This window comes from Actinokineospora cianjurensis (assembly GCF_003663795.1).
Lineage (GTDB): Bacteria > Actinomycetota > Actinomycetes > Mycobacteriales > Pseudonocardiaceae > Actinokineospora > Actinokineospora terrae.
Genome location: NZ_RCDD01000001.1, coordinates 2,919,097 through 2,933,722, shown reverse-complemented (window position 1 = coordinate 2,933,722; position 14,626 = coordinate 2,919,097). Strand labels below are relative to the sequence as shown.

Annotated in this window: 15 protein-coding genes; 2 read left to right on the top strand and 13 right to left on the bottom strand. The window is 71.6% G+C overall.

Annotated features, from left to right (window positions below; genetic code table 11):
• Positions 1-106 precede the first annotated feature (106 nt).
• From ruvB to CLV68_RS13045, 10 genes are all read right to left on the bottom strand, one after another.
• On the bottom strand, positions 107-1,162 hold the full coding sequence (ruvB, locus tag CLV68_RS13090) for a Holliday junction branch migration DNA helicase RuvB (RefSeq protein ID WP_121390600.1): 1,056 nt from the start codon (positions 1,160-1,162) through the stop codon (positions 107-109).
• Complete coding sequence (ruvA, locus tag CLV68_RS13085; protein WP_121390599.1) at positions 1,162-1,758, bottom strand: Holliday junction branch migration protein RuvA; 597 nt, start codon at positions 1,756-1,758, stop codon at positions 1,162-1,164. The genes ruvB and ruvA overlap by 1 nt, the downstream gene beginning before the upstream one ends.
• Positions 1,755-2,357: a crossover junction endodeoxyribonuclease RuvC gene (ruvC, locus tag CLV68_RS13080; RefSeq protein WP_121390598.1), complete on the bottom strand. Its 603-nt coding sequence runs from the start codon at positions 2,355-2,357 to the stop codon at positions 1,755-1,757. The genes ruvA and ruvC overlap by 4 nt, the downstream gene beginning before the upstream one ends.
• 77 nt (positions 2,358-2,434) lie before the next feature.
• A complete protein-coding gene (locus tag CLV68_RS13075; RefSeq protein ID WP_121390597.1) occupies positions 2,435-4,141 on the bottom strand; it encodes a metallophosphoesterase family protein in 1,707 nt (568 codons plus the stop codon).
• Positions 4,142-4,300: 159 nt separating this feature from the next.
• Positions 4,301-4,822, bottom strand: coding sequence for a GNAT family N-acetyltransferase (locus tag CLV68_RS13070; protein WP_211346485.1), 522 nt, complete (start codon positions 4,820-4,822; stop codon positions 4,301-4,303).
• On the bottom strand, positions 4,819-5,328 hold the full coding sequence (locus tag CLV68_RS13065) for a DUF4262 domain-containing protein (RefSeq protein ID WP_121390596.1): 510 nt from the start codon (positions 5,326-5,328) through the stop codon (positions 4,819-4,821). The genes CLV68_RS13070 and CLV68_RS13065 overlap by 4 nt, the downstream gene beginning before the upstream one ends.
• Before the next feature lie 148 nt (positions 5,329-5,476).
• Positions 5,477-6,226, bottom strand: a complete 750-nt coding sequence (locus CLV68_RS13060; RefSeq protein WP_092778666.1) for a YebC/PmpR family DNA-binding transcriptional regulator — start codon at positions 6,224-6,226, stop codon at positions 5,477-5,479.
• Between the two features lie 17 nt (positions 6,227-6,243).
• Complete coding sequence (gene pdxT / locus CLV68_RS13055) at positions 6,244-6,891, bottom strand: pyridoxal 5'-phosphate synthase glutaminase subunit PdxT (protein WP_121390595.1); 648 nt, start codon at positions 6,889-6,891, stop codon at positions 6,244-6,246.
• Positions 6,892-6,948: 57 nt separating this feature from the next.
• Complete coding sequence (locus CLV68_RS13050; RefSeq protein WP_121390594.1) at positions 6,949-7,257, bottom strand: AzlD domain-containing protein; 309 nt, start codon at positions 7,255-7,257, stop codon at positions 6,949-6,951.
• Entirely contained in the window at positions 7,254-8,024 is a 771-nt protein-coding gene (locus CLV68_RS13045; protein WP_121390593.1) for an AzlC family ABC transporter permease, read from the bottom strand. Before CLV68_RS13045 ends, CLV68_RS13050 begins: the two co-directional genes overlap by 4 nt.
• Positions 8,025-8,100: 76 nt before the next feature.
• Between CLV68_RS13045 and CLV68_RS13040 the strand changes: the two genes are divergently transcribed.
• A complete protein-coding gene (locus CLV68_RS13040; RefSeq protein WP_246009790.1) occupies positions 8,101-8,658 on the top strand; it encodes a helix-turn-helix domain-containing protein in 558 nt (185 codons plus the stop codon).
• Between the two features lie 102 nt (positions 8,659-8,760).
• Here CLV68_RS13040 and pdxS read toward each other — a convergent pair whose 3' ends face one another.
• Positions 8,761-9,684, bottom strand: a complete 924-nt coding sequence (pdxS, locus tag CLV68_RS13035; protein ID WP_121390591.1) for a pyridoxal 5'-phosphate synthase lyase subunit PdxS — start codon at positions 9,682-9,684, stop codon at positions 8,761-8,763.
• A gap of 211 nt (positions 9,685-9,895) precedes the next feature.
• On the opposite strand from pdxS, the gene CLV68_RS13030 reads away from it, so the two are divergent.
• Positions 9,896-11,962 (top strand): elongation factor G-like protein EF-G2, encoded by a 2,067-nt coding sequence (locus CLV68_RS13030; RefSeq protein ID WP_121390590.1) that lies wholly within the window; start codon positions 9,896-9,898, stop codon positions 11,960-11,962.
• A gap of 573 nt (positions 11,963-12,535) precedes the next feature.
• Here the strand turns inward: CLV68_RS13030 and CLV68_RS13025 are convergent.
• Positions 12,536-13,495 carry an NUDIX hydrolase gene (locus tag CLV68_RS13025; protein WP_246009789.1) on the bottom strand — a complete coding sequence of 320 codons (960 nt, stop codon included), beginning with the start codon at positions 13,493-13,495 and terminating at the stop codon, positions 12,536-12,538.
• Positions 13,492-14,622, bottom strand: a complete 1,131-nt coding sequence (locus tag CLV68_RS13020; RefSeq protein WP_121390589.1) for a glycosyltransferase family 4 protein — start codon at positions 14,620-14,622, stop codon at positions 13,492-13,494. Before CLV68_RS13020 ends, CLV68_RS13025 begins: the two co-directional genes overlap by 4 nt.
• Positions 14,623-14,626 lie beyond the last annotated feature (4 nt).

Sequence of the window (14,626 nt, the reverse complement as noted above, 5' to 3'; positions counted from 1 at the left end):
GCGCGCCACCCGGTGCGAAACGTCCGTTTTTTCGGGTTGTCGTCTTCGAGTCTGCCAGGTCACGGCGACCGGGTGCGGCTCGGCTGATCGACCCGTGTGCGTGCGGTCACTCGGAGAACAGGGTAGGCGCAGCCCAGCCGGGGGCGTCGGTTGGGGCGGTGAGGCCCAGGTGGGACCAGGCGAGGGCGGTCGCGACGCGGCCCCGGGGCGTCCTGGCGAGCATGCCCGCGCGGACGAGGTAGGGCTCACAGACTTCCTCGACGGTGGTCTGCTCCTCGCCGACGGCGACGGCGAGGGTGGCGACTCCGACGGGGCCGCCGCCGAAGGAGCGGACGAGCGCGGTGAGCACGGCCCGGTCGAGCCGGTCGAGGCCGAGCTCGTCGACGTCGTAGACCTCGAGCGCGGCGCGGGCGGTGGCCCGGTCGACGGCGCCGTCGGCGCGGACCTCGGCGTAGTCGCGGACCCGGCGCAGCAGCCGGTTGGCGATGCGGGGGGTGCCCCTGGAGCGGCCCGCGATCTCCTCGGCGCCGTCGGGGCGCAGGTCGACGCCCAGGATCACCGCCGAGCGGCGCAGCACCAGTTCCAGGTCCTCGGGGACGTAGAACTCCATGTGCGCGGTGAAGCCGAACCGGTCGCGCAGCGGGCCGGTCAGCGACCCGGACCTGGTGGTGGCGCCGACCAGGGTGAACGGGGCGATCTCGAGCGGGATGGAGGTGGCGCCGGGGCCCTTGCCGACCACCACGTCGACCCGGAAGTCCTCCATCGCCAGGTACAGCATCTCCTCGGCGGGGCGGGCGATGCGGTGGATCTCGTCGATGAACATGACCTCGCCCTCGACCAGGTTCGACAGCATCGCGGCGAGGTCGCCCGCGCGTTCGAGCGCGGGGCCGGAGGTGATCCGGATGGGCCTGCCCAGCTCGGCGGCGATGATCAGGGCGAGGCTGGTCTTGCCCAGGCCGGGCGGGCCGGAGAGCAGCACGTGGTCGGGTGGGGCGCCGCGCCGCGTCGCGCCCTGGAGCACCAGTTGCAACTGCTCGCGGACCCGGGGCTGGCCGACGAACTCGTCGAGGGTGCGCGGGCGCAGCGAGGTCTCGTCGTCGCGCTCCCCCGGCGCGACCAGGGGCGACAGGTCACCCCACTCCGGCTCGTCTGGCTCCTGCATCAGCGCTTGCGCCCGAGGGTGGCCAGCGACTGGCGCAGCACGGCGGCGGTGTCGGCGCCCGCGTCGGCGGCGAGCACCGCGTCGACGGTCTGCTCGGCCTGCTTGACCGGGAACCCGAGTCCGACCAGCGCCTCGACCACCGAGCCGCGGACCTGGCCCGCGGCGGGGGCGACCGGGGCGTCGCCGGTGCCCACCAGGGCGCCGACCTTGTCGCGCAGTTCGATGCTGAGCCGCTCGGCGCCCTTGCGGCCGATGCCGGGGACCTGGGTGAGCACGGTGATGTTGCTGTCGGCCAGCGCCGCGCGCAGCTGCGCGGGCTCCAGCACGGCGAGGGTGGCCAGGGCCAGCCGGGGGCCGATGCCGGAGACGGTCTGCAGCAGCCAGAACAGGTCGCGGGCCTCGGTGTCGGCGAAGCCGAACAGGGTCAGCGAGTCCTCGCGGACCACCAGCGCGGTGGCCAGCGCGGTCTCGTCGCCGCGCCGCAGCGTGGCCAGGGTGTGCGGGGTGGCCTGCACGGCGAACCCGACGCCGCCCACCTCCACCACCGCGTGGTCGAGACCGATCGAGGCAACCGTGCCCCGCACCGAGGAGATCACTCGCTCACCGCCTTGCCCGTGCTCTGCCGTCGGCCCGCGTCCAGTCTGCGGGCGGCGGCCAGCCTCGCACGGTGGTTGCGGGCCAGCTCGGCCGCCCTCGCCTCGGCCTCGGCCATCCGGTTGCGCACCGGCGCCCGCCACAGGTGGCAGATGGCCAGGGCCAGCGCGTCGGCGGCGTCGGCGGGTTTGGGCGCCACGGTCAGCCCGAGCAGTTTGGTCACCATGAGTGTCACCTGGGCCTTGTCCGCCCGCCCCGATCCGGTGACGGCGGCCTTGACCTCACTGGGGGTGTGGAACATGACCGGCAGGTCGCGGCGGGCCGCGGCGAGCGCGACGACCCCGGCCGCCTGCGCGGTGGCCATCGCGGTGCGCACGTTGTGCTGGCTGAACACCCGCTCGATGGCCACGACGTCCGGGCGGTGCCGGTCCAGCCACGCCTCGATGGCGTCGGAGACCTTGAGCAGCCGGATCGCCAGCTCGTCGTCGACCGGGGTGCGGACCACGTCGACCGCGACCGCCCGGACCGCGCGGCCCGTGCCGCCGTCGACGACCGCGACACCGAGCCGGGTCAGGCCAGGGTCGACGCCCAGCACGCGCACAGTCCTCGTCTCCCCACCGCTCGCTGCCCGCCTCGCGAACACTCGTTCGAGAGCCTATGGCGTGCGGCCGCTCCCGATCACCGCGACACGCGGATCGGCTGCTCGATCAGGTGCGGTTCGAGCGGGGTGGCGGGGGTGAACCAGGGGTGGGTGCTGACCGCGCCCGGTTGGGCGGTCCAGTCGCGGCAGACCCGGTCGAGCCGGACGGGGTAGATGGTCAGGCCGTCGGCGTCGATCCTGATGCGGAGGAAGCCCTTGTGGTCCTCGATGCTCTGGCCCGCCATGACCTCGTTGAGGTTGATGCCCGCGCGGCTGGCGAGCATCAGGTAGCAGGCGACGAGTTCGGCGTCGAGGAAACCGATCAGCAGCGGGGTGCCGAGGGCGACGACGAACAACGTGCCCCAGTCCTGGGCGGCGCCGTGGGGGAAAACGTCCGTATAGAGCCAGATCACGACGTAGGACCAACCGACGGCTAGTCCTAAGTGTCCTGCCGCGTGTAAGAGGCCGAAGAGTCTGGCTAGACCGACTCGGTGCGGCTTGCCCAACCTGGCGAAGCCGAGACCGCCCAGTACGAGCACAAGTCCGACGACGACGGCGGGCGCCCAGCTCGCGACCAGCCCGAAGAACCCCTTGGCGCCGATGTCGGTCTGTACGAGGCCGTAGAGGACGGCCAGGGTCATGATCGTCTGGAAGCCGCCTGTCAGTCCCCAGAAGCCGGGGTTGCGCCATGGCAGGCGGAGGATGCCGCGGGCGAACCGCCTGGAGGTGTCCACGTCGGGGTAGCGGGCCTCTAGGTCATAGAAGGCTGGTGGCGAGGGCGCGCGAACGCGGGAGTTCGCGGGCGGTAGGCACAACAGCTCCGGCAGTTCGTGGGTCGCCGCGAGGTAGGCGCCGCCGAGGCCGCAGGTGATGCGCTGCCGGGGTTTGTCGCCCCGTTCGACGAACCGGGCGTAGTGGTGCTTGTCGCCGGAGAGCATGACCCGGGTCTCGGCGCCCTTGGAGCGGACGATCTCGCGGTCGAAGAACTCGATGGTGTCGTAGCCGTTTGTCCTACCGCCGGACCCAGCGTCCACCCAGGCCGGTTTGGACGTGCACAGGATGACCCCGTCGCCCTTGGCCATTTCCGCGGTGGCTTCGCGGAAGTACTCCAGCTGCGGCGCGTCGACGTAGTCGTCGAACTGGGTGTCTATGGCCAGCAGCCACCAGTTGTGTGGGAGCTTGATGGCGAAGTAGGAGCGGGTCTGCTCGGTAGCCCAACCGCCGAACCAGCGTCCTTGGGCGAAGACTCGAAGGAACGCGGTAAGCCCGTCGTACCAGTCGTGGTTGCCGGGTAAGGCGAACAGGGTGGGGGAACCGTCTTCGGTCAGCGGGAGCGCGGCCCGGTACGGCCCTTTGGTCCGGTCCTCGTAGTCGGTGGTCGATGCGTACGGGTAGACCTCGTCACCACCCATGACCAGCACCTTGCCGCGCGGCAGGTCGTGACCATCGACGGCCAACTCGTCCGCGGCGAGCAACTGGGCGACGGAGTGGGTCGCGTGGAAGCCGTCACCGAGGTCGGCGACGAAGTCGACCCACTCGGCGTCCTCGTGCGCGTGCTCCCGGACCCGGAGGCTGCCCTGGATCTCCCGTTTGTCGGCGTAGGACCCGAAGATCGTCGCCAACATCGACTGGATCCCGGTGGTGAACAACACCCTGGGCGCCAACCACCGCACCGCCGCCCGCGGCGAGAACCCCAACTCCGCCTCGGTCAACGCCGCCGGACGCGGACGCTCTGGTTCAGCCACCGGACCTGCCTCTCCCTGCCGGGGAGAAGATCGTAACCGGCGGTTCGGCGCAGGCGGGAGGACCGAACGGGCAGGGTTCCTACGCTGGGACCATGAGCGATCCCGTTGCCGCCCACACCGCCGCGCTCGGTCGCTGGTCGGCACGGTCGTGATCCCGCCCTACACCGACGCGGCGGTCGAGTTCGGTGTTCCCGACACCCTGCCCACCGAGCTGGCTCGGTTGCTCAGCGCGGCTTCTCCATGATCAGCAACCGGATGCCGATGACGTCGTCGCGTTCGCCTGCGGGGAGGTAGCCCGCGGCGCGGTAGAGGCGTTGGTTGTCGTGGCTGGCGGCCCCGGTGACCAGCCAGAAGCGGGGTGATCTCCGGTGGGGCGGCGGCCTCGACCGCAGTGAGGAGGGCGCGGCCGACTCCCTTGCCCTGGAAGTCGATGGCAACGGAGAAGCGGGCGACTTCCATGCGCGGGCCGTCGACCCGGCCGCGGACGCTGCCGACCAGGCGGGTGCCGGACCAGGCGCCGATCGCGATGCGGAGGTCGGCGCGGAACTGGTCCAGGGTCTCTACCAGCGGTGGGATAAGAGGCTGGTGGTAGCGCTGGGCCTCGGACACGTAAGCGGAGCGCTGGACGGTAAGAGCTTCACCGACGTCCTCTGGGCGCAGCGGAGCGAGGCGGATGGTCATGGGCCATCGATGCCAGGGCGCCAGCTCTCGGGGAGGCCGCTCTCGGTGAGGACGGGCTGCCACTCGGCGAACCCCTCGGGGGCCTGGTGGCTCCACGGGAAGTGGCCGTCGGGGGTGGCCACGATGATCTGGACAGCCGGGAACTGGCCGGACGGGTAGAGCAAGAGGGCGCTACCGAGCAGCGGGTAGAAGTCCTGGTTGACCCGCTCCACGACCACTGGGGTGCCTTCGAAGAAGTCCAGGTAGGGCAGACCGGGGAAGAACCGCTCGCCTTGCGACGCGCGCCGCACGTAGGCGTCGAGCAGGGGCTGGTTCATATCGACCGGCAGGCCGATGACGATCGCCTCGGGCGCGCCGAACCGGCGCCAGGCACCGACGGTGAACGCGTACGGGGAGCCGTGCTCGTCGCCGGGCACCTGGATGACGGCGTGGCCGCTCTCGTCGGCGGTCTTGAGCAGCCACTCGCGCAGCGCGGCTTGGTCGTCGCTGAGGTCATCCAGCGGCACGGGCGACTCCTCGGTGGGGACCGAACGGGGCCCGGGCAAGAACCCGGGCCCCGGCACAGCGGGAACTAGTCGATCTCGGCCAGCACGTCGTCCGAGAGGTGGAAGTTGACACAGTGCGTAGACGTTGCGCCAACCCCACCTCGCCGACCTAGTCGATCTCGGCGAGCACGTCGTCGGAAAGGTCGAAGTTCGCGTAGACGTTCTGCACGTCGTCGGAGTCCTCAAGGGCGTCGATCAGCTTGAAGATCTTGCGGGCGCCGTCGGCGTCGAGGGCGACGGTGACCGAGGGGACGAAGCTGGCGTCGGCGGACTCGTAGTCGTACCCGGCGCCCTGCAGGGCGGTGCGGACCGCGACCAGGTCGGTGGGCTCGGAGACGATCTCGTAGTTCTCGCCGAGGTCGTTGACGTCCTCGGCGCCCGCGTCCAGCACGGCGCCCAGGACGTCGTCCTCGGACAGGCCGTTCTTGGGCAGCACCACGACGCCCTTGCGGTTGAACATGTACGCCACCGAGCCCGGGTCGGCCATGTTGCCGCCGTTGCGGGTCATCGCGGTGCGGACCTCGCCCGCGGCGCGGTTGCGGTTGTCGGTGAGGCACTCGATGAGCACCGCGACGCCGTTGGGGCCGTAGCCCTCGTACATGATCGTCTGCCAGTCGGCGCCGCCCGCCTCCTCGCCGCCGCCGCGCTTGCGGGCGCGCTCGATGTTGTCCTGCGGGACCGAGTTCTTCTTCGCCTTCTGGATCGCGTCGAAGAGGGTGGGGTTGCCGTCGGGGTCACCGCCGCCGGTGCGCGCGGCCACCTCCACGTTCTTGATCAGCTTGGCGAACAGCTTGCCCCGCTTGGCGTCCAGGGCGGCCTTCTTGTGCTTGGTCGTCGCCCACTTTGAATGGCCGCTCATCGGTCCTCCGTCATGGCTCAGTTCTCGGTTGTGCGCCCGCGGACCCCGGCCGCACGGACCATGTCCACGAACAGGCGGTGCACGCGCGCGTCACCGGTCAGCTCCGGGTGGAACGAGGTGGCCAGCACGTTGCCCTGCCGAACGGCGACGATCCTACCGGCGGCCGCTCCCGCCGCCCGGGTGTCGGGCACCCTGGCCAGCACCTCGACGGTCGGACCGGCCGACTCGACCCAGGGCGCGCGGATGAACACGGCGTGCACCGGGGGGCCGTCGACCCCCGTGACCTGGAGGTCTTCCTCGTACGAGTCGACCTGCCTGCCGAAGGCGTTGCGCCGGACGATCACGTCGAGGCCGCCGAGCTGGTGCTGGTCGGGCCTGCCGTCGATGACCTTCTCGGCGAGCAGGATGAGCCCGGCGCAGGAGCCGTAGGCCGGGAGCCCGGCGGCGAGCCTGGCGCGCAGCGGGTCGAGCAGGTCGAAGGTGGCCAGCAGCCGGGAGATGGTGGTCGACTCGCCGCCGGGCAGCACCAGGCCGTCCACCTCGGCCAACTCGGACTCGCGGCGGACGGTGATCACCTCGGCGCCGCCCGCCTCGAGCGCGGCGGCGTGCTCCCGGACGTCGCCCTGCAGGGCGAGCACGCCGATGAGCGGTCGTTGCGCGGACACTGGTTGGTCCTCCCTCGTTTCCTCGACCCAGGGTAATGAGCCTGGTCGGGGCTCGGGTCAGGCCACCCCGGCCAGGCGGATCAGTGCGGTGGTCGCGGCGGCGGCGATCACCACGACGACGAACGGGGCCTTGCGCCAGGCCAGCAGCCCGCCGACGGCGACCCCGGCGGGCAGCGCCCACCCGGCGAAGCCGTGGCCCTTGGCCAGCGCGCTGGTGGCGATGAGCGCGACCAGCAGCACGACGGCGCCGGTGGCGAGCAGGTCCCTGACCCGCTGGGACAGGGTGATCCGGTCGCGCAGCAGGGTCCCGCCGAAGCGGAAGGCGAAGGTGCCCAGGGCGAGCACCAGGATCGGCACGATGGTCACGCCGTCGCCTCCCTTGCCTCGGTTGTCCCGGCGGCCTCGGTGGTCCCGGCAGCTTCGGCGGTCCCGACGGTCCCGGCGGTCTCAGCGGTCGGCGCGGTCCCGGTGCGGCGGGGCACGGCCACCAGCCCGGCCAGGGCGAGCAGCACGGGCACGCCCGGCGGCAGGAACGGGGTGGCTGCCAGGGCGATCGCGGCGCCGAGCAGGGCGGGACGCAGCTTGCCCGCCTCCTTGAGCGCGGGCAGGACCAGGGCCAGCATGACCGCGGGGAAGACCGCGTCCAGGCCGAGCGCGCTCGGGTCGCTGACCAGCGAGCCAGCCAGCGACCCGCCGAACACGCCGAGGTTCCAGGCGATGAACAGCGACCCGCCGCAGGCCCAGTAGGCGGCCTTGGCGCGCTCCGGGTCCTTCTGCGCCATGGCGAAGGCGACCGACTCGTCCACCAGCAGGTGGCTGCCCACCAGCCTGGCGGGCAGGCTCTTGCCCACCACGTCGCCGATCGCGAGGCCGAACGGCAGGTGCCGGGCGTTGAGCACCAGGCCACCGATGACCGCCGCGATCGGGCTGCCACCGGAGGCGACCACACCGACCGCCATGTACTGCGAGCCGCCCGCGAAGACCAGCACGGACATCGCGACCGGCACCCACAGCGGGTTGCCCGCCGCGACCGCGATCGCGCCGAAGGAGGCCCCGTTGACCGCCGCGGCGACCGCGATGGCCAGGACGCCCCGCCAGAGGCCGGGATCGAGGGTTCGCCATATCGAACGCATAGTCCAGTATCATGAACACCTCAGGCGCGTTCGTCAAGGCGAACGCTTTGTTCGTCATAGCGAACGGAGAGTGTTGGTGGAACAGCGCGGAGCCCCGCTGGAGGTCATCGCCCGGTCCCTGCGCCGCGAACGCGAGCGGGTCGGGCTCTCGCTCAGCGAACTGGCCAAGCGGGCCGGGGTGGCCAAGTCGACGCTGTCGCAGCTCGAGTCCGGCTCGGGCAACCCCAGCGTCGAGACGCTGTGGGCGCTGAGCGTCGCGCTGAACGTGCCGTTCAGCAGGCTCGTCGAACCGCCCCAACCGCGCGTCCAGGTCATCCGCGCGGGCGAGGGACCGGCCGTGTTCTCCGAACGCGCCTCGTACATCGCCACGCTGCTCGCCTCGTGCCCACCGCACGCCCGCCGCGACCTCTACCTGATCACCGCCGAACCGGGCAGCAAGCGCGAGTCCGCCCCGCACTCCCCCGGCGTCGTCGAGCACGTCGTGCTGTGCGCCGGGCGCGCGCTGGTCGGCCTCACCGACGCCCCGGTCACCATCGAGCCGGGCGACTACGTGTCCTACCCGGGCGACCTGCCGCACGTGTTCGAGGCGCTGACCGGCGGCACCATGGCCGCGATGGTCTCCGAGCACGTCTAGCGGGTGGCGCTGGATCGGACCCGTGCCCGATCCAGCACACCCCCAGGATCACCAGCCGCGCTCGGCCAGGCTGAATCACCAGCCGCGTTCCGCCAGGCTGAATCACCAGCCGCGTTCCGCCAGGCGATGCGGCTCGGCGAGGCCCTCGACGTTGATCCCCACCATGGCCTCACCCAGGCCGCGGCTGACCTTGGCGATCACGTCGGGGTCGTCGTGGAAGGTGGTGGCCTTGACGATGGCCTCGGCGCGCTGCTCCGGGTTGCCGGACTTGAAGATGCCCGAGCCGACGAACACGCCCTCGGCACCCAGCTGCATCATCATCGCCGCGTCGGCCGGGGTGGCGATGCCGCCCGCGGTGAACAGCACGACCGGCAGCTTGCCGGTGCGCGCGACCTCGACGACCAGGTCGTAGGGCGCCTGCAGCTCCTTGGCCGCGACGTAGAGCTCGTCGGTCGGCAGCGAGGACAACCGCTTGATCTCGGCGCGGATCTTGCGCATGTGGGTGGTCGCGTTGGAGACGTCGCCGGTGCCCGCCTCGCCCTTGGAGCGGATCATCGCCGCGCCCTCGGTGATCCGGCGCAGCGCCTCGCCCAGGTTGGTCGCGCCGCAGACGAAGGGCACGGTGAACGCCCACTTGTCGATGTGGTTGGCGTAGTCGGCCGGGGTGAGCACCTCGGACTCGTCGATGTAGTCCACGCCGAGCGACTGCAGGACCTGCGCCTCGACGAAGTGGCCGATGCGGGCCTTGGCCATCACCGGGATGGACACGGCCGCGATGATCCCGTCGATCAGGTCCGGGTCGCTCATCCTGGCCACGCCGCCCTGGGTGCGGATGTCGGCGGGGACCCGCTCCAGCGCCATGACCGCCACGGCGCCCGCGTCCTCGGCGATCTTCGCCTGCTTGGCGTCGACCACGTCCATGATCACACCGCCCTTGAGCATCTCGGCCATGCCGCGCTTGACCCGCGTGGTGCCGGTCTCGGGGGCGGTGGCGGCGTGCTTGGGGGCGGTGCTGGCGTCGGACACGGTGCGGCCTCTCGGGTCGAGTCGTCGCGCCGGGCACCGGCGCTGACCACAGGTTACGTCCCAGGTGGTCCGATCAAGGCGGCCAATCGAGGGCTATCTCGAAAGACCACTTCGACCATGGGGTTGTCCGCTCGGCGGAGTCGGTGTGAGATCGGACACAGACAGCCGATGGGGAGCCCCGGCGGCCCCCCGACCGAGGGAGGTGGGCGCCATGGGGTCGAAGCACTCCGAGCACGGTCAACCCGAGTCCGGGGTCGCGGTGAGCGACCCGGCGAAGGTCCGCAACATCGTGCTGGTCGGGCCGTCCGGGGCCGGGAAGACCACGCTCACCGAGGCGCTGTTGGCGGCGTCCGGGGTGGTCACCAGGGCCGGGTCGGTCACCGAGGGCACGACGGTGTGCGACCACGACCCGGCCGCGGTGCGCCAGCAGCGGTCGGTGGGGCTGGCGGTGGCCCCGCTGCTGCACGACGGGGTGAAGGTCAACCTGATCGACACCCCCGGGTACGCCGACTTCGTGGGTGAGCTGCGGGCCGGGCTGCGGGCGGCCGACGCGGCGTTGTTCGTGGTCAGCGCGTCGGAGGGGGTCGACGCGGCCACGACGGCGCTGTGGGCGGAGTGCGCCGCGGTGGGCATGCCGAGGGCGCTGGTGATCGCCCGGCTCGACCACGCGCGCGCCGACTTCGCCGCCGAGCTCGCCGCGTGCCAGGACGCGTTCGGCGCCACCGTGCTGCCGGTGTACCTGCCGGTGGGCGACGGACTGCTCGGCCTGATCACCCAGCGGTGGGTCGGCGGCGAACCGGCGAGCCTCGACGACGCGGCCGAGGTGGCGCGGGCGGAGCTGCTGGAGGGGATCATCGCCGAGAGCGAGGACGAGTCCCTGATGGACCGCTACCTGGCGGGCGAGGAGGTCGACCCGGCGACGATCACGGCGGACCTGGAGACGGCCGTGGCGCGCGGCGCGTTCCACCCGGTGTTCCCGGTGTGCGCGCTGTCCGGCCTGGGGGTCGCGGCCCTGCTCGACGCGCTGACCAGGGCGTTCCCGTCGCCGCTCGAACACCGGCTGCCCGGGGTGACCGACCCGGGCGGGCACGCGCACCCGGCGATCACCGCCGACCCGGACGGGCCGCTGGCCGCGGCGGTGGTGCGCACCGCGGTGGACTCGTACGTCGGTCGGGTGTCACTGGTCCGGGTGTTCTCCGGGACGCTGCGGCCGGAGCGCGCGGTGCACGTCTCCGGGCACGGGCTGGCCGACCGCGGCCACGAGGACCACGACACCGACGAACGGGTCGCGCACGTCTACTCGCCGCTGGGCGCGGCGCTGCGCGAGGTGCCGTACTGCGTGGCCGGTGACCTATGCGCGGTGACCAAGGTCGGCTCGGCGGAGACCGGTGACACGGTGTCGGCGCCGGAGGACCCGATCCTGATGGCGCCGTGGGCGATGCCGGAGCCGCTGCTGCCGGTCGCGGTCACCGCCAAGACCCGCAGCGACGAGGACACCATGGCGCGCAACCTGTCCCGGCTGGTCGCGGGAGATCCGACGCTGCGGATGGAGCGCAACGCGGAGACGCACCAGTTGGTGCTGTGGTGCATGGGCGAGGCGCACGCGGACGTCGTGCTCGACCGCCTGCGCGCGGGCGGGGCCGATGTGGACACCGAGCCGGTGCGGGTGACGCTGCGGGAGACGTTCGCGACGCCCGCGCGCGGGCACGGTCGGCACGTGAAGCAGTCCGGCGGGCACGGCCAGTACGCGGTGTGCGACGTCGAGGTCGAACCGCTCCCCACAGGCTCCGGCATCGAGTTCGTCGACCGAGTCGTCGGCGGCGCCGTCCCACACCAGTTCATCGGCAGCGTCGAGAAAGGCGTCCGCGCCCAACTGGCCCGGGGCCTACGCGACGGCCACCCCGTGGTCGACGTCCGCGTAACCCTCATAGACGGCAAATCCCACACCGTCGACTCTTCCGACACCGCCTTCCAAACCGCCGCCACTCTGGCTATCCGCGACGCCGCAGAGAAAGCCCGGATCGCCCTGCTGGAACCTGTCGACGAGGTCCACATCACCATTCCTGACGACCACCTGGGTCCTGTTCTGGGTGACCTTTCCGCTCGTCGAGGTCGAGTCCTTGGCACCACTACGGATGACTCCGGCCACACGACTATCCAGTCAGAGATTCCTGCGACGGCGCTTGTGCGTTATGCGATCGACCTGCGGTCACTGACTTCTGGAGCGGGCAGCTTCAACCGCTCTTTCTCCCGCTTCGACCCACTACCAGCTAGCTAGAGGCAAGCCTTCACAGACGTTGGCCCTGACCCTGCCCTCACAGACGTTGGCCCTGACCCTGCCCTCACGATCGTTGGCCCCCCACGCGCCCCTCTCAGGCGTTGCCCCAACGTGCCCCTCACAGGCGTTGGCCGACAACCGCTCCTCGGATCCGCTGGTGCCAAGCCGGCTCGATGGGGTGGACTTGTTTTGTGTGGGGTGGCGGCCTCCGTAAGCTCGCCGCGCGGGGGAGGGCCGTCTCTTCAGGCCCCGCCTTTGTGCTCTTCCCAGGAGGTCGCAGGGGCCCCGCGCAAAATAAGTTCGCCCCATCGAGCAAAGCTCGAAACTCGCGCTCCGGCCAATGCCGAAGGCGAGGTCTTGTCGTCGATGGCGCAGCCGAGACCGAGAGCCGCCCTCCCCCAGCTGCTCTCGTTCTCGGCTGCGCCATCGACGGAAACGCCTCGCCTTCGGCATTTGGCCCACGCGCGATTTACGAGCAAGCTCGATGGGACCGAAGCTTGTGAGGGGCGCGTGGGGGCCAACGTCCGTGAGGGCCGGGTTTGGGGCCAACGTTGTTTGGGCAGGCGTCGGCCCCTATCGAACCGGCCTCAGTGTCCCGTCCCAAGTGGACAGGCTCGGCAAGAGCTCAGCGAACTGCACCGGATACACCGTCTCGGAGGTAGCCAGCAGTTCCTCCGGCGACCACCACCGATGCTCACCAATAGTCGCCAACTCCAGTTCCGTGAACCCCGAAGTGTCCACAGCAGACCCATCCGGCAGCGACGCGAGGAAGAACCACTCCTCCCCGTCATAGCTCCGCCCAGCGAAACTGAACGCCACCCGCCGTCGCCACACCGGACCAACAAGCGAGTCCGGCACCACACCAGTCTCCTCAAGCAGTTCCCGCAAAGCAGCCGTGCGCAAGTCCTCCCCCGCCTCCACCCCTCCCCCAGGCGTGAACCAATAAACCTCGTCCACCCGCGCAGGATCATGCCCCCGGAACAGCAGTACCCGCCCATCCCCATCACGCAGGACCACCCGCGCAGCAGGCCGGGGTACGTCCTCCGACAACGATGGCTCCGCGATCTCCAAGTACTCCGGGCTAGGGGCGGTGCCTGCGAGTTTCAGCCAGCGGACCACGCGGCGGCGGCGCAGCGCGAGCGTGTCTCGGACGGCGTCGCCGTGGACTCGGCGGGCGATTATCACTCGGTGTTCGGCGTCGGCGAGTTCGGCTACGAGGGTGAGGGGGAGGTCGCGGCGGTCTACGGTGGCCAGTTCTCGGGTGAGGGCGTTCTCGGCGGGTTCGCGGTCGGGGCGGGGGGCGTGTTCGGCTCGGTCGGCCAGGACGCGGAGGTGGTCGCCGGGGGGTGGGTCGATGCCGCCGGAGACGGCTCGGGCGACGACGGCGCGGCGGGCCAGGGCGGCGTCGAGGGCGGCCCAGGCGGCGTCGGTGCGCACGTGCAGGCGGTCGAGGCGGTTGGCCGTTCCGACCAGCCAGATGCCGACGAGGACCAGCAGCGCCATGGCCGCCAACACCACCACCCAGGCGGTCACGGCACCTCCCCCACACCGCGTGGATCCGCCGCGACGGCCTGCTCGTAGACCCGCAGGACCTGGGCGGCGACCACCGACCAGTCGTACGCGGCGACCCGCCGCTCCCCCTCCAGCACCAAGCCGTCACGCCTGGCCCGGTCGTCCAGCACGGACCGCAGCCCCGCGGCCAACCCCGCGGGCTCCCCCACCGGCGTCAACACCCCCGCGCGGCCGTCGTCGAGGACCCGGCGGAACGCGTCGAGGTCGCTGGCCACCACCGCGGCACCGGCGGCCATCGCCTCGGTGAGGATGATCCCGAAGCTCTCGCCGCCCAGGTTCGGGGCGCAGTAGACGTCCACGCTGCTGAGCATGCGCGCCTTGTCCGCGTCGTCCACCTGCCCGAGCAGGTCGATCCGGTCGGCCAGGCGTGGTCCGGCCGCGCGCCGCAGGTCGGCCTCGTCGCCGCGGCCGACCACCACCAGTCGCAGGTCCGGCCGGTCGTCGAGCAGCAGGTTCAGCGCGTCGAGCAGCACCGGCATGCCCTTGCGCGGCTCGTCGTAGCGGCCGACGAACCCGACCGTGCCGCCCGCGCGCGGGTAGCCGGGCAGCGGGTCGGCGTCGCGGAAGAACCCCACGTCGACGCCGTTGGGGATCTCGACCGCGTCGCCGCCGAGGTGCTCCACCTGCACCCGCCTGGCCAGCGCGGACACCGCGATCCTGGCGGTGATCTTCTCCAGGAACGGCCGCAGCACCGACTGGAACGCGCTGAGCGTGCGCGAGCGCGGCGTCGAGGTGTGGAAGGTCGCCACGATAGGGCCGTCGGCGACCACCATGGCCAGCATCGACAGGCTCGGCGCGGTCGGTTCGTGCAGGTGCAGCACGTCGAAGTCGTGCTCGCGGACCCAGCGGCGCACGCGCGCGTAGGACACCGGGCCGAACGACAGCCGCGCCACCGACCCGTTGTACGGGATGCCCACGGCGCGCCCGGCAGGCTGGACGAAGTCGGGCAGCGGGGTGTCCTCGTCGGCCGGGGCGAGCACGTCGACGTCGTGGCCGAGCCCGCGCAGCGCCCTGGCCAGGTCCAGCACGTGCGCCTGGACGCCGCCGGGCACGTCGAAGGAGTACGGGCAGACGATGCCGACCCTCATGTCC

Bases quoted from the DNA above. Each gene is read 5' to 3' on its own strand.
- CLV68_RS13030 (WP_121390590.1), top strand. From the start codon at position 9,896: ATGGGGTCGAAGCACTCCGAGCACGGTCAACCCGAGTCCGGGGTCGCG.
- CLV68_RS13070 (WP_211346485.1), bottom strand. From the start codon at position 4,822: ATGACCATCCGCCTCGCTCCGCTGCGCCCAGAGGACGTCGGTGAAGCT.
- CLV68_RS13045 (WP_121390593.1), bottom strand. From the start codon at position 8,024: ATGCGTTCGATATGGCGAACCCTCGATCCCGGCCTCTGGCGGGGCGTC.
- CLV68_RS13020 (WP_121390589.1), bottom strand. From the start codon at position 14,622: ATGAGGGTCGGCATCGTCTGCCCGTACTCCTTCGACGTGCCCGGCGGC.
- CLV68_RS13060 (WP_092778666.1), bottom strand. From the start codon at position 6,226: ATGAGCGGCCATTCAAAGTGGGCGACGACCAAGCACAAGAAGGCCGCC.
- ruvB (WP_121390600.1), bottom strand. From the start codon at position 1,162: ATGCAGGAGCCAGACGAGCCGGAGTGGGGTGACCTGTCGCCCCTGGTC.